Genomic DNA, 19,243 nt, shown 5'->3' with positions numbered 1-19,243 from the left:
CCAGAGGATGTGACATGAAAATCATCAGGACATTTATGGCTGCCGCGGCAGCGCTTGCCGTCTCCGCCTTCGTGGCGCCGGGCTTCGCTGCAGAAGATCCGGGTCCGGCCGCCTATTCGCAAGCGCTCAAGGGCAAGCGTGTGATGCTGGTGCCGATGGCGATGGGCTTCGACCTGGCACAGGGCTGGGCGCATTACCTGAAGACGGAGGTCGAGGCCTGGGGTGGCGTGTTCGAGACGCGTGACCCGAACTGGGTGGTCGATGCCGGCGCGCAGGCGATAACCGACGCAATCTCGTCGGACGCCAGGCCGGACGTGCTGATCATCCATTCGCCGGACCTCAATTCCTATGCCAAGCTGATGAAGAAGGCGCAGGCGGCCGGCACCTATGTGCTTTTGGTCGACAATCCGGCGAACTTCCCGGCCGATGCCTTTGTCGGCAGCGACTGGGATCGCCTCGGCCAGCTGGAAGCCGAAGCGGCGATCAAGGGTTGTGGGCCGAACTCCTCCAAGAAGATCGGGCTGGTGCAGGGCGACCAGGCCAACTCATCGAGCCTCTACCAGTATGCCGGCATCATGAAGGTGCTGGACAAGAACCCCGACTTCAAGGTCGTGGCCAAGCCGGACTCCAACTGGGATGCGACGACCTCGCGCAACGTGACGACGACGATGCTGCAGCAGAACCCCGACATCTGCGCCATCATCGATTTCTGGGACGGCGACGCGACCGGCGCATCGGCTGCGATCCGCGATGCCAAGCTCGAGGGCAAAGTCTTTCTGGTCACCACCGGCGGTGGCGAAAAGACCGCCGACTGCGACAAGCTGCAGGACGGCACTTATGGCGCGGTGGTGATGACCGATCTTGCCCGCCAGTCGGGCGACATGAACGCCGTCATAAAATTCCTGTTGCAGAGCGGCCAGCCGGCCGGCACCTCGCACACCTACATCTACACGCTGGAGAAGGCGACGACCAAGGCCGACCTCAAGCCGGACAGCTGCTGGGACTTGAAAGCACTGCAAGCCCAAGCTGCGGCCAAGTAGGCCGGCTTTCCTGAGCTTCGCGCTGCCCCTCATCCGCCTGCCGGCACCTTCTCCCCGTATAGTGACGGAGAGAAGGGATACGCTCCAACGCTGGCGACCCCCTCTCCCCGTCTCTATACGGGGAGAGGGTAAGGGTGAGGGGCAGCGCAAACCTGAGGCGATTGTTCTGCGGATAGCCCGGCCCCTTTTTCCCTTTTCTCTCGAATAGCAGCAACCGATGTCCTTTCGCGAACGCCTCCAGTCCTGGCGCTACAATCTCGTGCCCGACCATCTCGTCGGCGAGATATTGAGCAAACGCTGGACCGACAACGCCATTCCGTTCCTGGCGCTGGTGGCGACGCTCGGCGTGTTCGGTTCGATCATTCCCGGCTTCTTCAAGCCGATGTCGCTACAGGAATCGACCCGCCAGCTCGGCGAGTTCTCGCTGGTCGTCACCGGCATGACGGTGGTCATGCTTGGCGGCGGCATCGACCTTTCGGTCGGCTCGATCTTCGCGCTGTCCTGCTTTTCCGCCGTCTTCGTCTTCTTCATCCTCGAACAATCGGTGTGGCTGGCGCTGGTCGCCTCGATCGCCACCGGCCTGCTGTTCGGCGCGATCAACGGTTACCTGATCGGCTATTTCAGGCTGCGCGCTTTCCTGACGACACTGGTCACCTTCATCTTCGGGCGGGCGCTGTTCGACATACTGGTCACCACCTATGCCGCCGACGTCCAGCTTTCCGATGCCACATCGGATGTGCTGGACTTCATCGGCGACGATACCTTCTGGGGCCTGTCGGTCGCAGTGTGGGCGGCGATTATCCTGGCGATTATTACGCATGTCGCGCTGACGCGCTCGCGGCCCGGCTGGCATGTGCAGGCGGTGGGCGGGTCGCGGCGATCGGCTCACAATGCCGGCATCCGCGTACGCCGCACCGTGTTCATGACCTATGTGTTCTCCGGCTTCTGCGCCTCGCTCGGCGGCTTCCTCATCGCCTGCCGGCTGAGCGGGGCAGGGCCGGGCACAGGCCTCAACCTCGAGGTCATGGCACTGACAGCGGCGGTCGTCGGCGGCGTCAGCCTGGGCGGCGGCCGCGGTTCGGTGATCAAGGGGCTGATGGGCGCAATCATCGTGCTGACGATGACCAACGGGCTGATCCGGCTGGGCTATGGCACCGGCACTAACCAGATGGTGCTGGGCATCATGCTGGCCGTCGCCGTCACCATCGACATTCGCTGGCTGAAGAACCGCCACAAGGTTCTGGACGAGGTCTATGTCGCACCGGTCTATTTGAAAATGGGCGCAACGCAGTCGGCTGCACCGGGCTCGGGCACCCCCTACGAGCTCGACAATCGGCTGTCTGGGGCTGACCATATCGGGCTCGGCGAGCTGGAAGGGCCGGAAGACGTCATCCTCGACCGCGACGACAATCTCTATTGCGGCACCAGGCATGGCGAGATCGTCCGCTTCTTCGCGCCGGACTACAAACGTTCGGAGGTCTTTGCGCATATTGGCGGCTTTCCGCTCGGCCTGGCCTTCGACAAGACAGGCAATCTGATCAGCTGCGTCGGCGCGATGGGCCTCTATTCGGTCTCACCGCAGCGGGAGGTGAAGCGGCTTTCGGCGGAAACGTCGCGCTCCTGGACCTCGATCGTGGACGATGCGCGGCTGCGCGACCCCAATGATTGCGACATCGCGCCGGACGGCCGCATCTACTTCACCGATTCCACCAAGCGCTATGACGCGCACGACTGGGCGCTGGATTCGATCGAGAACCGCGCCACCGGGCGGCTGCTCGTCTATGACCCGAAGGACGGTTCGACCAAGACATTGCTCGACGGCTACCGTTACACCAACGGCGTCTGCATGGCGCATGACGGCAAGTCGCTGTTCTTCGCCGAAAGCTGGGCCTGCCGCGTGCACCGCTACTGGCTGGAAGGGCCGAAGGCGGGCGTTGCCGAATGCGTCATCCGCGACATGCCGGGCTACCCCGACAACATCAACCGTGCCTCCGACGGCAATTACTGGATGGCCTGGCTCGGCATGCGCACGCCGAGCTTCGACCTGTCGCTGCGCCATCCCGACATGCGCAAGCGCATGACGCGCCGGCTGCCGCAGGACGAATGGCTGTTCCCCAACATCAACACCGGTGGCGTGGTGAAATTCAACGAGAAGGGCGGCATCGTCGAGGCGATGGGCGACCTGTCGGGCGCCGCGCATCCGATGGTGACTTCGATGCGCGAGCACAAGGGTTTTCTGTTCGTCGGCGGCATCCTCAACAACCGCATCGGCCGCTACCGGATTGCCGACGCCGACCCGAACTGGACCAGCCCCGCTTCCTACTGGGGTGCCAAGCCATGATGCTGGACCCGATCCTCGACATCTTCCGCGGCAAGGCAGTGACCATCCCGCCGCTCGACGGTGCCTTCAGGCCGAACACGCTGCTGGACGATGTTGCGGCCTTCGCCGAACTGCCCGAGCCCGACAATCTGCTGGTCGCCGACGGCCGGCTGCTGGCGTCCAGCGGCAATGCCCTCTACGCGCTCGCCGCCGGTGGCGCGCCTGTTCTGGTCGAGACATTTCCGGCCGCGGTCACCGCGCTCGCGCGCTCGCCCGCCGGCGAACTGACGGTCGGGCTCGAAAGCGGCAGGCTGCTGATTGCAGGCAACGAGGCCGCCCTGCCGGCCGAGATCCGCTGCATAACAGCACTCGCCTACGCGGAAGACGGCACGCTTTGGCTGGCCAATGGCTCGGCCGAACACGTGCCGTCGGAATGGGCCGCCGATCTGATGAAGAAGGGTGCGTCGGGTTCGCTGTGGAAGCGCGATCCGGCAGGCAGCGAATTCCGCAAGCTCGCCGGTGACATCGCCTTTCCCTATGGGCTGCATCCAACCGGCAAGGACGTGTTGGTCGGCGAGAGCTGGCGGCACCAAGTCGTCCGCTTCGACGGCGCGACAGGCAGCCGCTCGACGGTGCTGGCGCATCTGCCCGGCTATCCCGCGCGGCTGTCGCCCGCCGCCGATGGCGGTGCCTGGCTGGCGCTGTTTGCGCCCCGCAACCGTCTGATCGAATTCGTGCTGCAGGAAACGCACTATCGGAACGACATGCTGGCGCAAGTGTCGCCGCAACACTGGATCGCGCCGGCGCTCGCCTCCAACCGCAGCTTCCTCGAGCCGCTGCAATGCGGCGGCATCCGCACTATGGGCATCCACAAGCCGTGGTCGCCGAGCCGCTCTTACGGGCTGGTGGTCAGGCTCGATCGGGAGATGCGGCCGCAATTCAGCCTGCACAGCCGCGCCAACGGCACGCGCCACGGCATCTGCAGCGTGGCGGAGACAGACGGTCGCCTGTTCATTGCCTCGAAAGGCGGCGATTGCCTGCTGGCCATCGATCTGACTTCAGGAGAGCATCGCTGATGGAACCGATCGTCCGCCTGGAGAACGTGACCAAGACCTATCGCGGTGTTCCCGCAGTGAAGAATGTCAGCTTCGAGCTGCGCAAGGGCGAGATCCACGCGCTGCTCGGCGAGAATGGTGCTGGAAAATCGACGCTGACCAAGATCATCGCCGGCGTTGTCGACGCGACATCGGGAACGATGTTCCACAAGGGTCAGGAGATCGCCTACGCCTCGCCGCATGCGGCACTTGAAGCCGGCATCGCCATGGTGTTCCAGGAAACCAGCCTGGTGCCGTCGATGACGGTGGCGCAGAACCTCTACCTCGGCACGGAGCGCTTTCTCAACCGGCTGCGCGGCACCTATATCTCGGCGCAGCAGTTCCTGCAGTCGCTGAATTTTCCCGTCGACCCCAATGCCATGGTGGCGACGCTGGGCGCCGCCAAGCGGCAGATGGTCGAGATCGCGCGCGCCGTCCACCACAATGCCGAGATCATCATCTTCGACGAGCCGACGGCGACGCTGACGCCAGAGGAAAAGCGGCACTTCTTCGCGCTGATCCGCCGGCTTAAGGCAAGGGGCGTGTCGATCGTCTTCATCAGCCATGCGCTCGAGGAGGCGCTTGATATCGCCGACCGCATCACCATCCTGCGCGACGGCGAGCTGGTGATCACCGACGATACCGCCGCCTTCGATCGCGACAGGATCGTCGCGGCGATGGTCGGGCGCACGCTGTCGGGGCAGCTCTACAGCCAGCGCGACGAGACCAGGCTGCGCAAGGCCGGCAAGAAGGTGCTGTCGGTGCAGGACATCTCGATGAGCAATGTCGTGCGCAACAATTCCTTCTCGATCTTCGAGGGCCAGATCACCGGCGTGTTCGGGCTGATCGGCTCGGGCCGCACCGAGACATTCAAGATCGTCTCCGGCATCTACAAGCGCGATTTCCTGCGCGGCGGCACCATCGAGCTGGACGACCGGCCGGTGCGCTATCTCGTGCCGAGCGAGGCGGTGGCGGACGGCATCGTCTATGTCACCGAAGATCGCAAGAGCGAGGGGATTTTCGAGACGATGGACGTCGCCGAGAACCTGTTCGGCGGCTTTTTGGCGGCGGGGCGGGAAAAGGGCTGGGCAATCAATGCGCAGGAGATGCGGGCGCTGTCGGCCGAATGGACCAGGACGCTGAACGTCAAGGCGATCAACGACAATGCGCGCGTGATCGAGCTTTCCGGAGGCAACCAGCAGAAGGTGGTGATCGGCAAGGGGCTGGTGCAGAAGCCGCGCATCGTCATCTTCGACGAGCCGACGCGCGGCGTCGATGTCGGCGCCATCGCCGAAATCCACCAGATCATCAACCGCCTGGCCGACGAGGGCCTCGCCGTCGTCGTCATCTCGTCCTACCTGCCGGAGATCATGAACCTGTCCGACCGCATCCTGGTCTGCCGGCAAGGCCGCATCGTCGAGGAGTTCTCGCCGGTGGAAGCGACGGAGGAGAAGATCATGTACGCGGCGGTTCACTAGGTTCCCTGGGCGCGGAAGGTTGACATTTGGACGGTTTTGCGCGGGCGGATCGTACACTTTGGAGATCGGCCGAGGCGCCCGTCGTTTCGTCATCCTGGGGCGAAGCAAGGAGCGAAGCGACGCGGCGCAGATCCCAGGATCCATGCCGCTACATCAGAGCGCTGCAGCGGTGCAGCATCCTGCTCCGCTGCACCCCTCGGCTAAGGTCACGGCATGGAACCCAGGGTCTCCGCGACGGAGCTTCGCTCCTGCTTCGCCCAGGGATGACGAAGGTGAGGGGCCCCGGCCAGCCTTACGGTCTTGCCTCAGCGCGTCAATTGCTGATTCATCCAAGGCGGTTAGCCGCCTTTTCTCCCGACCTGATTCAACGACCTCGCATAACGATTCAAAGCGAAAGGACCAAGCCATGACCACGACGAAACTTCTGAGCGATGCCGAGGTGGAAAAAATCCCGGCGGTCAAGGCGGTGTTCGACGACATCCGCGCGACGCGCAAATCCGATTTCGTCAACAATTTCTGGCGTGGGCTGGCCAATGATCCGGTCTCGCTGAAGCGGGTGTGGGAGCAGCTCAAGGCGGTGATGGTCACTGAGAGCGCCATCGATCCGCTGACCAAGGAGATGATCTACATCGCCGTCTCGACCGCCAATGGCTGCTCCTATTGCGTCCACTCGCACACCGCCGCAGCGCGCGCCAAAGGCATGACCGACGCGCAGCATGGCGAACTGGTGTCGATCATCGGGCTGGCCGGGCAGACCAACCAGATGGTCACCGCGCTGCAGATCCCGGTCGATCCGCAGTTCGAGGTGCGGTGAGGTGAGGCGCGGCGCCTTCCCTTCTCCCCTTGTGGGAGAAGGTGGCCGAGCGAAGCTCGGTCGGATGAGGGGTGCTGGACGGATCGCGGCCGTGGAGACGTAAGTGCTTCAAATCGCTGGGATTTTCTCCGCCTAGTTTCTTCCAGCACCCCTCATCCGTCTCGGCGCTACGCGCCGATCCACATTCTCCCACAAGGGGAGAAGGGACGCGCGCTACACCGGCCGATAAACCTTCTCCGCCGTGTTCCAGAAAATATCGGCCTCGGCCGCCGCGCCGTGTTTCGCCACCGCCTCCCGGTGCGCCCTGATCAGCTCGGCGTGGCTGGTCCACAGCTTCTCGATCGGGAAGTTCGAGCCGAACATCAGGTGGTCGCTGCCGAGGATGTCGATGGTGTTGTCGACGATATAGCCGATCAGCGCCGGGTCGTTGTGGTGGACGAAGGTGCCGAGGCCGGACAGCTTTGCATAGAGGTTGGGCGCCGCTGACAGCGTGCGCAGGCCTGCCTTCCAGGCCTCGGTGGTTTCGGGCTCCATGTCGGTCAGCATGCCGGCGTGGGTGAGGATGAAATTGGTCTCGGGGTTCTCGCCGACGAGCGTCAGCCCATCCTTCATCTGGGCGGGGAAAAGCTGCAGGTCGAAGGACAGGCCGTAATGCTTGAGCCGCGCGACATTGGCCCGCACCTTCGGGTCGATGACCTGATCGGCCGAGGCGGCGAAGCGGAAGGCCGGCGTTTGGTGCCAGTGCAGCTGCATGCGCACGCCGCGCAGCAGCGGATACTTGATCAGCCGGTCGATCTGGGAACGCACGTCGTCCACGGTCATGTCGGCATAGCCGACGATGGCGTGCGGCCAACCGGTTTCTTCCGCGGTCTTCTGCAGGAACGCGACCTCGTTCTCGAAATCCTCCTTGGCCCAGTTGGTCTGGACATAGACCGCCTTCTCGACGCCCGAGCCTTGCTCGTCGGCGAGGAATTCCTCGATCGGATAGTCGCGGCGGATCGGCTCGTAAGGGCCAAAGATGCGCGGCACCATCGGCCCGACCAGCCATGGCTGGTCCTTTTGGCGCCAGATGTGGAAATGCGCGTCGATCGCCTTCTGCATCACGAAACCCTCTTCCAGATTGCCGCGGCCGCCGGGGCGGGGCGGGCGAGCGACAGGATGAACTCGGTGACGCCCGCGATGGACGAGCCGTCGACCAGGTCGTCGAGCACCGGCAGGATGGCGCGAAGTGCTGCCGTGGCCGGCCGGAAGCGCGGATCGCCGGCCAACGGCGTCGCCAGCGAAAGCCGAAAGGCGCGGGCGCTCAGCCGGCGCATCGCCGTCTCCAGCTCGGCATGATCGCCGCGCTCCAGCGCATCCGACAGGATGACGATCGCCGCCCCGCGTGCAAAGGCGGAGAAGCGCGGCACCGATAGAAACGCGAGCAGCGTCGGTCCCATACGGGTGCCGCCGTCCCAGTCGTCGACCTGGGCAGCGGCGCGGGCCAGCGCCTGGTCGCGGTCGCGAATGCGCAGCGGCGAGGTGATGCGGGTCAGCCGTGTGCCGAAAGTGAAGACCTCCGCCTGGTCGGCGCCTTGCACGGCCGCATGCGCCAGCTTGAGATAGTCTGATGTGTAGAGTTTCATCGAGCCGGACACATCGATGATGATGAGAAGCTTGCGCGGCACCGCCTGCCGCCGGCGCAGCAGCGGCGAGGGGATATCGCCGTCGGCGCTGACGATCTCCCTAAGCGAACGGCGCAGATCGAGCTTGCCGCGCGCATGCGTGCGTACGGTGCGGAAGGAGCGGCGCGCGGGCAAAGCGGTGGCGAGCTTGCGGCGGAAGGCGGCAAGCCCGTCGCTGTCGCGCTGGAACTCGCGGACGCTCAACTGTTCGCTGGCCGAAGACAATTCGCCGCCTTGCTCCTGGCGGACCACTTCGATTTCTTCTTCGCCCGTTGCACCATCGTCCTTGATGCGGGTTTCCTCGTCGGCCTCGCCCTCGATCAGCGCCGCGGCATCCCCATAGAAATGGCTCCGGAAATGCGCCTCGAATTCGTCGCGGCGGTCGGGCGGCGGCGCCAGCGTGGCGAGGGCCGCCTCGCGGATGTCGTTCATCGAGCGGGGTCCGAGCAATGTCACCGCTTGCATGAAGCCGGTGATTTGTTCGGGTGCGACGGCGAAGGCGTGGCTGCGAAGCAACCGGGCGAAGCCGAGGAACGGGGTGGTTGCACGGGGCAAGCTTTCCGCACGCATCATTCCTTCGCGCCCCCCTCTGTCCTGCCGGACATCTCCCCCTCAAGGGGGGAGATCAGACATCTCGCCGGCTTTCGCCAATCTTCAACGTTGCAGAATTGAGCGGAGCGCCCAAGCTGCCAATCTCCCCCTTGAGGGGGAGATGTCCGGCAGGACAGAGGGGGGCGCTGTCCCGCCAGCGTCGCGCACTAGCCCTGGGGTATCGCGCTAGCGCGCTTCGATCGTGCATCACGCCAGCGCCTCCTCGACAATCTTGCCGAGCTCGGGCGCGATGCAGGAAAGGTCCTCCTCGTCCTTGATCAGCACGCCGATGGCGCGGCGGAAGGCTTCCGGCCAGGGGCTGCCGCCCTTTTCGAGGATGGTCGCGGCATTGGCCCATTCGACCGCCTCGGCGATGCCTGGCGGCTTAGCCAGCGGACGCGCGCGGATGTCGCGCACGGCGGAGGCCACGGCGCGCGCCGTGGCCTCGGCGACATCGCCGGCGCGCAGCATGATGATCTCGGCCTCGCGCCCGGCGTCGGGATAGGTGATCCAGTGATAGACGCAGCGCCGCCGCAGCGCTTCGGCCAGTTCACGGGTGCGGTTCGAGGTCAGGATGACGATCGGCTGCGCCGTGGCGCGAATGGTGCCGCGCTCGGGAATGCTGATCTGGAAATCGGACAGGAACTCCAGCAGCAGCGCTTCGAATTCATGGTCGGACCGGTCGATTTCGTCGACCAGCAGCACGCGTTTTTCCGGTGCCTTCAGCACCTGCAGCAGCGGCCGCGCGATAAGGAAACGGTCGTCATAGATGTCGACCTCGTGCTCGCCGGCATGGCGGATGGCGAGCAGCTGGCGCTGGTAGTTCCACTCGTATAGCGCATGTGCGGCGTCGATGCCTTCATAGCATTGCAGCCGCACCAGATCGCGCCCGAGCAGCTCGGCTATCGCCTTCGCCGCCTCCGTCTTGCCGACGCCGGGCGCGCCTTCGAGCAGCAGCGGCTTACCCAGCCTGATTGCCAGGAAGATGGCGGTGGCCAGGCTTTCATCGGCGAGGTAGCGCGAGGCGGCGAGGCGGGACGCCACCGCCTCCGGCGAGGTCGCGACTGTCTCTGCGCTTGAAGTCCGGGCGCTTCTCTTGGGCATTTCCGGCACTCAGTTCGGGGCTTGCGCCTTCAGCGCCCGCAGAATGCGCTCCGGCGTGATCGGCAGCGTGTCGATGCGCACGCCGACGGCGTCGAAGACGGCATTGGCGACCGCCGGGATCTGCGGGTTGGCGCACATTTCGCCCGGCCCCTTGGCACCATACGGCCCGTCCGCCGAGGGCCGTTCCAGCACGATGATCTCGGTTTGCGCCAGATCGCCTAGTCCCGGCATAAGATACTGGTTGAAATCGGTGCCGCCATGATCGCGATTGGGATAATAGGGTTCGGTCGTCTCGTAGAGAGCATGGCTGATGCCCATCCACGAACCGCCGACGAGCTGCTGCTCGACCATTTTCGGGTTCAGCGCGCGGCCGATCTCAAACACGTTCTTCACCGTCAGCACGGTGACTTCGCCGGTCTCGTCGTCGACCTCGACCTCGGCAACCGTGCAGGCGTGGGCGTAGCAGGTCGACGGCTTCATCGCGCCGGTTTCCTTTTCGGGATAGGAGCGCGGGATCAAAAACATGCCTCGGCCGGAAATTGAACGGCCGCGCTTGAAATGCGCCGACAGCGCGACATCGAAGATCGAGATCGATTTTTGTGGCGCGCCCTTGACCAGGATGTTGCCCTCGCCATCGGTCTCGAGGTCGGACGCATTGACCTCCAGCTCCTCGGCCGCCACTTCCAGCATCACCTGGCGGGCTTCCCTGGCCGCCTGGATGACAGCGTTGCCGGCGCGGTGCGTGCCGCGCGAGGCGAAGGTGCCCATGCAATGCGGGCCGGTGTCGGTGTCGGCGGTGTCGACGACGACACGGTCGGTCGGCACGCCGATCGTCTCGGCGCAGATCTGCGCCATGATCTGCTTCATGCCCTGGCCGAGATCGACGCTCGACAGCGTCACCATGAAATTGCCGGTCGGCGTCGAATGCACCAGCGCCTGGGTCGGGTCGCCGCCGAGATTCATGCCGGTCGGATAATTGATCGCGGCGACGCCGCGTCCGCGCCTGATCGCCATCTCAAACCCCCTTCGCGTAGGACGACATCGCCATGAATTTTTCTGCCACCGGCCAGTTGGCGGCGCGCGAGGCTTCCTGCATGCACTCGATCAGCGCAGCACCCTCGGTCGGCTGCCGATGTGCTTTGATGTCGCCGTCACGATAGGCGTTGATGAAGCGGAATTCGAGCGGGTCCATGCCGATCAGCCGCGCGAGCTTGTCCATCTGCACCTCCAGCGCGAAATCGCCGATGGTGACGCCGAAGCCGCGCATCGCCGAGGACGGGGTGCGATTGGTGTAGACGCAGTAGGTGTCGATCCAGACATTTTGGATCGTATACGGGCCGGGATAATGCCCGGCGCCCTTCTGCGCGCCGTAGGGCGAATGGCGCGAATAGGCGCCGGCGTCGGTGTAGCCGGTCACTTTGCGCGCGACGATGCGGCCGTCGTTCATGACGCCGTCCTTGATGACGACTTTCTCGGCGGCGCGCGGCGAGGAAATCTGCATCTCTTCCTCGCGGCTGTAGATAAAACAGACCGGTCGTCCTGTTATTTTGGCGCCAAGGATGGCGATCGGCTCGACGATGACGTCGACCTTGCCGCCAAAGCCGCCGCCGACAGTGCCGCCGACGAAATGCAGCTTGGTGCCGGGCATCTGCAGGATGATCGAGGCGTTATCGAGGGTGAAGAACATCGCCTGCGTGTTGGTGTAGCAGGTGAAGCGGTCGTTACCCTCGGGTGCGACGATGCAGCCGGTCGTCTCGGTCGGCGCATGCTCGATCGGTGAAGACTGGTAGGTCTGTTCGAGCACGTGGTCGGCCTCGGCGAAGCCGGCTTCGACATCGCCGAAGCGCACCTTGCGGCATTCGCCGCTGTCGTAGAGGTAATAATTCCGGCCGTGATATTCATTGACGATCGGCGCGCCGGGCTTCAGCGCTTCGTCCATGTCGAAGACGGCCGGCAGCACCTCGTAATCGACCTTGACCTTGGCGGCGGCTTCCTGCGCGGCACGCTCGGTCTCGGCCAGCACCGCGACCACCGCCTCGCCCTTCCAGCGCACCTTGCCGTCGGCCAGCACCGTCTCGTCCTCCGGCCCGATCTGGATCAGGATCAGGATGGTGTAGACATTGTGCGGCACATCCTTGGCGGTCAGCACCTTGACGACGCCGGGGTGCTTTTCCGCCTCTGACGTATCGATGCTGCGGATGCGGGCGTGATGATGCGGGCTGCGCACCATCTTCAGGTGCAGCATGCCGGGAAAATTGCGGTCGGCGAAATAGGCGGTCTTGCCGGTGACATGGCCGGGCGAATCCGAACGCGGCCGCGGCTGGCCGATCTCGTGCAGATCGTCCTTGCGCTGGTCGGCAAAGTAGCTCTTGCGGAGTTCCATCTTTTTGACTCCCCTCAAGCCGCGTTCTGCGAATTGGAGCGCGCGGCGCTCAGCACCGCCTGGATGATCGGTTCGTAGCCGGTGCAGCGGCAAATATTGCCGGACAGTGCCTCGACCACATCCTCGCGGCTGGGGTTCGGGGTTTGGTCGAGCAGCACCTTGGCGGCCATGATCATGCCCGGCGTGCAGAAACCGCATTGCGTGGCGAAGGCGTCGAGGAAAGCGCGTTGCAGCGGATGTAGAACGCCGCCATTCGAAAGCCCCGACGTCGTGGTGACGGCCGCACCGTTGCAGGTCTCGGCCAGCGTCAGGCAAGACAGCCTGAGCTCGCCGTCGATGATGACCGAGCAGGCGCCGCAGGTGCCTTGGTGGCAGCCGCCCTTCGGCGAGGTGTCGCCGATCTTGTCGCGCAGCGCATGAAGCAGCGTCGTGCCGCTGTCGATGAATTCGGCCTTTTCGGCACCATTGAGCGTGAACTGAACCGGGACCTTTGCCATCTTTTTACTCCTTTCGCCGCAGCCAGGCGGACATACGCGCCACGGTCTTTCAGGCGAGCAGCAGCCGGCCGAGATGGACCGGCAGGACTTCGTTGCGATACCAGGCACTGGCGATCGCATCGGTTCGCGGCGAAGTGCCGTCGCGGGCAACAGCCAGTGCCGGTGCGATGCCGTCGCTGCTGAGTTTGCGGCCAATCAGGGCCTTCTCCGCCGCCCTGGCACGGATCGGCCGGTCGGCCATGCAGCCGAGCGCGATCCGCGCTGACGACACGGTGCCGTCCGGTGCGTGCTCCAGCACGGTGGCGATGCTCAGCACCGAGACGCCCTTTGGCTTGACCCGCGACACTTTCAGGAAGCGAAAGCCGCCTTCCTTCGGAAGCGTGAAGCCGACCGCGGTGACGATGGCGTCATTGCTCTCGCGCTTTGCCAGGAATGTCTCGATCGGGAGTTCGCCGTCGCCGGTGCTGACAGTTGCATCCAAAGCCAGCAGCGCAACGGTGAAATCGCCGTAAGGCGCTGGCGCGAAGAGATTGCCGCCGACGCTCGCCATGTTGCGGATCGCCGGGCCGCCGACAGCGCGCGCGGCGTGGGCCAGCGGGGCGAGATCCGGATGGCGGGCGATCGCCGCCATGGTCACCGAGGCGCCGATACGGACCGTGCCGCCGGAGACGATGATGGCCGACAACGCCGGGTCGCTCGACCTGACGAAACCGGAGATCAACACGTCGCCTTCATTGACGGCGCGCACGACCAGCGTGCCGCCACCGAGATAGCGGGTGCCGGCGGCTTTCAGCGCCGCGCCGGCGTCCTTCACCGTCGCGAAAGTCTGCAGTGCAAGCGCCATGGAACACTCCCTTTTTCGGGCTTAGTCCGTCATTCAACTCTGGCCGGCAAAGTGGTTCTTCAGGGCGTTGAACCCGCCCTGGAAGACGTTGGCGCCCATGCCTTCGGCCAATTTATCGGCTTCCTCGGGAGCGGCGTCGAAGCTGGCGGTCCATTCGGCATAGGTGCGGTCGCCGTCGGTCACCCGCCGCAACTGCAACGTCGCCTTGTGGTTGGTGAGCGGCTGCGGCGTCTCCAGGATGGCGTAGCTGACGAGGAAGTTCTCGTCGGAGAAATCGAGCAGCTTTTCGCGCAGGCGGGCGCCACTGGCGAGCTGGAAATTGCGCACGCAGCCGATCGTGCCGGCATCCTTGCCGTCCTCGATATGGCTTTCGACCATGCGCGGGTGCCAGGTCGGCAGGCCGTTGAAGTCGCGTATGCGCGCCCAGACCTTTTCGACCGGCGCGTCGATGACGCTGGAGATGGTGACTTTCGCCATTTGAACGTTCCCTCGCAAATCAGCTGCCTGGGAGGGTAGGGCGGCAGGCTCGGCGGCGCTTATCAATGCGTCTTGAACGCCTATCAAATAGTCTGAAAAACAGGCGCTCAGCTGATCGCCCGCGCCGCTTCGCGGTAAAGCGTCGGCGGGACGCCGACATGGTCGCGGAAGAAGCGCGAGAAATTGCCTTGCGTGGTGAAGCCCAGATTGCAGGCGACCGAGATCAGCGGCTCCTGCGACCACTGTAACTGCCGCACCGCTTCCTCCATGCGCAGCGTGTTCCAATAGACGTTGGGCGTCAGATTGGTCTGTTCCTTGAACAGTGCGAAGAAATGCGGCCGCGACAGGCCGACGCTGCGCGCCACGTCGTCGAAGCAGATGCGCTCGCAGACATTGGCTTTCATCAGCTGGATCGCCTTGCGGACGCGGAAATCCTGCATGGTGCTGACGCGGGCACGCACGGTCTGCGGTGCGGACGCGTCGGCGGCATCGAGCACGCTGTCGATGAAGCGCTCGATCTCGTAATTGGCGATGTCGTCGATGCTCTCATTGTCGCTGAGATGGTCGAGAAGGTTGGCCGCTGCCTTGTGCAGCCAAGGCTCGAGCGTGATTGCCGGAGTGGAGAACAGCGGCGCGGCGGAAGGCAGCTCGCGGCGCCTTCGAGCCCAGTCCGGATCGATGTAAAAGGCGAGGAACAGGCCGGGCGTGCCGTCGCGGGACAGAGCGTGGCTGTGCGGCTGGAAGGAATTGATGCCGGCGGCGGTGCCCGGTCCAAGCCGCACCGTCTCGCGGCCGATGGTCATCTCGCCGGCGGTGCCTTCCAGCCAGATGATGATATGCGCCTCGACGTGGGCATGGGTGACGAAGTCGCTGGCGACGTTCAGGACAGAAACATGTCCGAACCGGCCCCAGTAGAGCCTGATCGCTTCCGTCATGGGTATATCCTCCCGCAGGCGACTGGCCTCCCTTCGCCTGCTGCGAGCGATTGTGCGGCGCAGTTCGGGCTTGCGTCAAGACGCATGTGCACGTCCGGGCGCCGGCCATGCGCCGCAGCGGCGGATTATCAGACCCGGCGATAGGAGCGCGTCCCCTTCTCCCCCTGTGGGAGAAGGTGGATCGGCGCGCTAGCGCCGAGACGGTTGAGGGGTGTTGGAAGAAATGAGGCGATGCCAAACTGGAGCACCCCTCATCCGTCGCCTTCGGCGACACCTTCTCCCACAAGGGGAGAAGGGGGAGGCTGCGCTTGAACGTCAGTCGTTGCGCCTGAAATTGCGGATGCGGTCGAACAGCACGGCGAGCAGGATGGCGCCGCCGATGAACACGCCTTGCCAGAAGGCATTGATGCCGAGCAGGCCGAGGCTGTTGCGGATGACCTCGATCAGCGCCGCGCCGACGACCGCGCCGAAGGCGGTGCCCATGCCGCCGGCCAGGTTGGCGCCGCCGATGACGGTGGCGGCGATCACCTGAAGCTCCATGCCGTTGCCGAGATTGGTGGTGACCGCGCCCAGCCAGCCGGTCTGGATGATGCCGGCAAGGCCAGCCGCCAGTGCCGAGATCATGTAGACGACGACCTTGATCTGGCGCACCGGAACGCCGGTCAGCGTTGCCGCATGCTCGTTGCCGCCAATGGCGAAGATGTGCCGGCCGAATTTCGTCCAGCGCAGTACAAAGCCGGTGATCAACGCCAGCACGATCATGTAAAGCACCGGATTGGCGATGCCGAACACCCAGGCGCCGCCGCCCAGCGCCAGCAGCTTGTCGTGATCCGGCCCGAACTGGAAGACGACGGTGTTGTTGGAGGCGACCATGGCTAGGCTGCGCGCAATCGACAGCATGCCGAGCGTCACCACGAAGGGCGGGAAGCCGAGATAGGCGATCAGAACCCCGTTGAAGGCGCCGATGATCAGCGCCGTCGCGATCGCAGCGCCAATGCCGATCTCGATGCCGTAGCCGGCATGCATGGTGACGGCCAGCACCATCGAGCACAGGCAAAGCACCGAGCCGACCGACAGGTCGATACCGCCGGTGATGATGACGAAGGTCATGCCGAGCGCCACGATGGCGACGAAGGTGACGTTGCGGGTGATGTTGTAGAGGTTCTTGGTCGTGGCGAAGGAATCCGTGGCCACCGACAGGAACAGGCAGGCGAGGATGACCGCGATCACCACCCAGAAGGTCTGGCTGGCAAACACCTTGCTCAGCAAGGTGTGCTGCTTGTGCGCGATCGTCTGATCAAGGGTGACTGCCATTATCGACCTTTTTTACTCATGGTTGAGGCGTCAATCATACCTGTTCGATGGCGCCGGTGATGAGCCCGGTGACTTCTTCCGGCGAACTCGATGCGATCGTCTTGTCGGCGACCTTGCGGCCGCGCCGCATGACGATGACGCGGTCGGCGACGTCAAAGACGTCGGGCATGCGGTGGCTGATCAGCACGACGGCGATGCCCTGGTCGCGCAAATGGCGGATCAGGTTCAGCACCTCGGCGACCTGGCGCACCGAGATCGCCGCGGTCGGCTCGTCCATCAGCACGATCTTGGCCTGCGAAAGCATGGTGCGGGCGATCGCCACCGCTTGCCGCTGGCCGCCCGACATTTGTTTGACCAGGTCGCGCGGGCGCGTTTCGGATTTCAGCTCGGCGAAGATCTGGCCGGCGCGCTTGTACATCGCGGCATAGTCGAGGATGCGAAGCGGCCCGAGGCCGCGGCGCAATTCACGGCCGAGATAGACGTTGGCGGCGGCCGTCAGATTGTTGCACAGTGCCAGGTCCTGATGGACGATTTCGATGCCGTGCTGGCGCGCCTCGACCGGCTTGTGCAGGATCAGCTCCTTGCCGTCCATCTGCATCGTGCCATGGCTCGGCGGGAAATTGCCGGCGATCATCTTGACCAGCGTCGACTTGCCGGCGCCGTTGTCGCCCATCAGGCCGACAACCTGTCCGGCCTCGATCGACAACGAAACGTCGTTGACCGCCTGGATGGCGCCAAAATGCTTCGAGATGTTGGTGAGTTCGAGAACCGCCACCAGCCTTCTTGCCTCCCCGTGCTTTGCGGCCTGCGGTTCTGCCGCGGCCATTCGCTCTCCCCAGTTCCTCCCGGAAGCAGCGATTTTGCCCATTTACGCATAAGCCTCCTTGGCGTCAACCACGGCTTCTTTCGAAAAATCAGTTTTGTAGGACAAATAGCATTGACGTCGGTGACAAGGCGATATTAGCTAAGTGTCGGAGGAGCTTGCGCCGAGCCACCGGGTTGCCGGAAGGAATCGGTGAGGGTTTGTCGGTCAGGGATCTGGTAACCAGCGATATCTGTCGGTGCCGGTCTGAGACTGAATATGAAAATGCTTATCGACCTGGCTTGGCGACACGAGTGCGACGTCCTCTGTCATCTTGCTCCGGGTCGATCTGTGTGTGGCGGGCACGCCGTGTCCGTTTGTTTCAAAGGGAGGACTGACATGAGGAAATCACTATTGCTCGCTGCCGCCGCCGTCATGGCGCTGGGTGCCGGGCCGGCCATGGCCAAGAAACAGCTCGTCATCGTCGTGAAGGGTCTCGACAATCCATTCTTCGAGGCCATCCACCAGGGTTGCGAGAAATGGAACAAGGAAAACGCCAGCTCGGAATATGAGTGCTTCTACACCGGACCGGCATCGACCTCGGATGAGGCCGGTGAAGCCCAGATCGTCCAGGACATGCTGAGCAAGCCCGATACGGTGGCAATGGCGATTTCGCCGTCGAACGCGCCGCTGATCGCGCAGACGATCAAAAGCGCCAATCCGTCGATCCCGATCATGACCCTCGACGCCGACCTCAGCAAGGAAGATGCGGCGCTGCGCAAGACCTATCTCGGCACCGACAATTACCTGATGGGTCACAAGATCGGCGAATACATCAAGAAGGCCAAGCCGAATGGCGGCAAGATCTGCACCATCGAAGGCAATCCGGCGGCCGACAACATCCTGCGCCGCGCGCAGGGCATGCGTGACGCGCTTTCGGGCAAGGACGGCCTCGCGGCGCTGGCAGGGGAAGGCGGCTGGACGGAAGTTGCCGGCTGCCCGGTGTTCACCAATGACGACGGCGCCAAGGGCGTGCAGGCGATGACCGACATCCTCGCCGCCAATCCCGATCTCGATGCCTTCGGCATCATGGGCGGCTGGCCGCTGTTCGGCGCTCCGCAGCCCTACCGCGACCTGTTCAAGCCGATGGCCGACAAGATCGCCAGCAACGCCTTCGTCATCGGCGCCGCCGACACGATCGGCGACGAGGTGGCGATTGCCCGTGACGGACTGGTGACCGCGCTGGTTGGCCAGCGGCCGTTCGAGATGGGCTACAAGGCGCCCTCGGTGATGATCGACCTGGTCGACGGCAAGCCGGTCGCCGATCCGGTGTTCACCGGTCTCGACGAATGCACCAAGGACACCGTCGACACCTGCATCCAGAAGTAGGTTCGCAGTTTCGGGGCGCCCGTCGGGCGCCCCGTTACGCATCGTCCATACAAACGCACGAGGCGACGCTGCTTTGGAGCGTAGGCCGCTGCTTTGCCGTGCCCTGAGTTCAGGCTTTCGACAAGCAGTTGCCGGGGAATACCAATGCCGGACGCGACATCAAAAAAGCGACCCGCCAAATTCAAGGCAGAGCCTGGGCGGCCGGCCGTCGTTCGGCGTGCCGATGCCGCACACTTTCCCGGCTCCAGTGTGCACGCCTCGCTCGCCAACGAAATCGGGCTGAGGATCGTGCGCGGCGACTATCCGCCGGGAACCATCCTGCCCAACGAAGCCAAATGGTCAGAGACCTTCGACGTCAGCCGCTCGGCGGTGCGCGAAGCCATAAAAATGCTGATGGCGAAGAGCCTATTGGCGTCACGCCCGAAGATCGGCAGCTGGGTCGAGCCGAAGGAGCGCTGGAACCTGCTCGATCGCGACGTGCTGGCCTGGTACGCGAC

The 19,243-nt window shown here is 64.2% G+C and carries 18 protein-coding genes; 7 read left to right on the top strand and 11 right to left on the bottom strand.

The genetic code is table 11. The annotated features are described in order from the left end of the window. Window positions 1–14: 14 nt before the first annotated feature. The 5 genes from NKH33_RS25990 (at window position 15) to NKH33_RS25970 (ending at window position 6,746) form a co-directional block, all read left to right on the top strand. A complete protein-coding gene (locus NKH33_RS25990) occupies window positions 15–1,040 on the top strand; it encodes a sugar ABC transporter substrate-binding protein (RefSeq protein ID WP_352571250.1) in 1,026 nt (341 codons plus the stop codon). Between the two features lie 217 nt (window positions 1,041–1,257). Further along, complete coding sequence (locus NKH33_RS25985; protein WP_352922145.1) at window positions 1,258–3,381, top strand: ABC transporter permease; 2,124 nt, start codon at window positions 1,258–1,260, stop codon at window positions 3,379–3,381. After that, window positions 3,378–4,436, top strand: a complete 1,059-nt coding sequence (locus NKH33_RS25980; protein WP_352922143.1) for a hypothetical protein — start codon at window positions 3,378–3,380, stop codon at window positions 4,434–4,436. The genes NKH33_RS25985 and NKH33_RS25980 overlap by 4 nt, the downstream gene beginning before the upstream one ends. After that, window positions 4,436–5,932: a sugar ABC transporter ATP-binding protein gene (locus tag NKH33_RS25975; RefSeq protein WP_352922141.1), complete on the top strand. Its 1,497-nt coding sequence runs from the start codon at window positions 4,436–4,438 to the stop codon at window positions 5,930–5,932. Before NKH33_RS25980 ends, NKH33_RS25975 begins: the two co-directional genes overlap by 1 nt. Before the next feature lie 406 nt (window positions 5,933–6,338). Beyond that, window positions 6,339–6,746 (top strand): carboxymuconolactone decarboxylase family protein, encoded by a 408-nt coding sequence (locus NKH33_RS25970; protein WP_352922139.1) that lies wholly within the window; start codon window positions 6,339–6,341, stop codon window positions 6,744–6,746. A 213-nt stretch (window positions 6,747–6,959) separates the two neighbouring features. Here NKH33_RS25970 and NKH33_RS25965 read toward each other — a convergent pair whose 3' ends face one another. The 11 genes from NKH33_RS25965 to NKH33_RS25915 all read right to left on the bottom strand — a co-directional run bounded on the left by NKH33_RS25965 (window position 6,960) and on the right by NKH33_RS25915 (window position 17,330). Further along, window positions 6,960–7,847 (bottom strand): amidohydrolase family protein, encoded by an 888-nt coding sequence (locus tag NKH33_RS25965; protein ID WP_352819778.1) that lies wholly within the window; start codon window positions 7,845–7,847, stop codon window positions 6,960–6,962. Beyond that, window positions 7,847–8,983, bottom strand: a complete 1,137-nt coding sequence (locus tag NKH33_RS25960) for a vWA domain-containing protein (protein WP_352922137.1) — start codon at window positions 8,981–8,983, stop codon at window positions 7,847–7,849. Before NKH33_RS25960 ends, NKH33_RS25965 begins: the two co-directional genes overlap by 1 nt. 225 nt (window positions 8,984–9,208) lie before the next feature. Further along, entirely contained in the window at window positions 9,209–10,105 is an 897-nt protein-coding gene (locus NKH33_RS25955; protein ID WP_352922135.1) for an AAA family ATPase, read from the bottom strand. Between the two features lie 9 nt (window positions 10,106–10,114). Beyond that, the gene (locus NKH33_RS25950) at window positions 10,115–11,119 is read right to left on the bottom strand and encodes a xanthine dehydrogenase family protein molybdopterin-binding subunit (RefSeq protein ID WP_352922133.1); all 1,005 of its coding nucleotides are present in this window, start codon (window positions 11,117–11,119) and stop codon (window positions 10,115–10,117) included. A gap of 1 nt (window position 11,120) precedes the next feature. Beyond that, the gene (locus NKH33_RS25945) at window positions 11,121–12,488 is read right to left on the bottom strand and encodes a xanthine dehydrogenase family protein molybdopterin-binding subunit (RefSeq protein WP_352771372.1); all 1,368 of its coding nucleotides are present in this window, start codon (window positions 12,486–12,488) and stop codon (window positions 11,121–11,123) included. 14 nt (window positions 12,489–12,502) lie between these two features. Next, a complete protein-coding gene (locus NKH33_RS25940) occupies window positions 12,503–12,985 on the bottom strand; it encodes a (2Fe-2S)-binding protein (protein ID WP_352922131.1) in 483 nt (160 codons plus the stop codon). A 49-nt stretch (window positions 12,986–13,034) separates the two neighbouring features. Further along, window positions 13,035–13,829: an FAD binding domain-containing protein gene (locus NKH33_RS25935; protein WP_352922129.1), complete on the bottom strand. Its 795-nt coding sequence runs from the start codon at window positions 13,827–13,829 to the stop codon at window positions 13,035–13,037. A gap of 33 nt (window positions 13,830–13,862) precedes the next feature. Further along, window positions 13,863–14,306, bottom strand: a complete 444-nt coding sequence (locus NKH33_RS25930) for an SRPBCC family protein (RefSeq protein ID WP_352836277.1) — start codon at window positions 14,304–14,306, stop codon at window positions 13,863–13,865. 107 nt (window positions 14,307–14,413) lie between these two features. Next, complete coding sequence (locus NKH33_RS25925; RefSeq protein WP_352922127.1) at window positions 14,414–15,241, bottom strand: AraC family transcriptional regulator; 828 nt, start codon at window positions 15,239–15,241, stop codon at window positions 14,414–14,416. A 315-nt stretch (window positions 15,242–15,556) separates the two neighbouring features. Beyond that, a complete protein-coding gene (locus NKH33_RS25920; protein WP_254820532.1) occupies window positions 15,557–16,555 on the bottom strand; it encodes an ABC transporter permease in 999 nt (332 codons plus the stop codon). A 34-nt stretch (window positions 16,556–16,589) separates the two neighbouring features. Then, entirely contained in the window at window positions 16,590–17,330 is a 741-nt protein-coding gene (locus NKH33_RS25915) for an ATP-binding cassette domain-containing protein (protein ID WP_023675804.1), read from the bottom strand. 426 nt (window positions 17,331–17,756) lie between these two features. Here NKH33_RS25915 and NKH33_RS25910 point away from each other — a divergent pair, with 426 nt between their 5' ends. Further along, window positions 17,757–18,746, top strand: coding sequence for a sugar-binding protein (locus NKH33_RS25910; protein WP_023675805.1), 990 nt, complete (start codon window positions 17,757–17,759; stop codon window positions 18,744–18,746). A 144-nt stretch (window positions 18,747–18,890) separates the two neighbouring features. Continuing rightward, window positions 18,891–19,243 (top strand): FadR/GntR family transcriptional regulator (locus NKH33_RS25905; RefSeq protein ID WP_352922125.1); only part of this gene is annotated, 353 nt, incomplete at its 3' end.

Origin of the sequence: Mesorhizobium sp. M1182 (genome assembly GCF_040318335.1) — a bacterium.
In the GTDB taxonomy this organism is placed as follows: domain Bacteria; phylum Pseudomonadota; class Alphaproteobacteria; order Rhizobiales; family Rhizobiaceae; genus Mesorhizobium.
The sequence above is the reverse complement of the archived record's forward strand: the minus strand, read 5'-3'. Positions and strand labels throughout refer to the sequence as shown.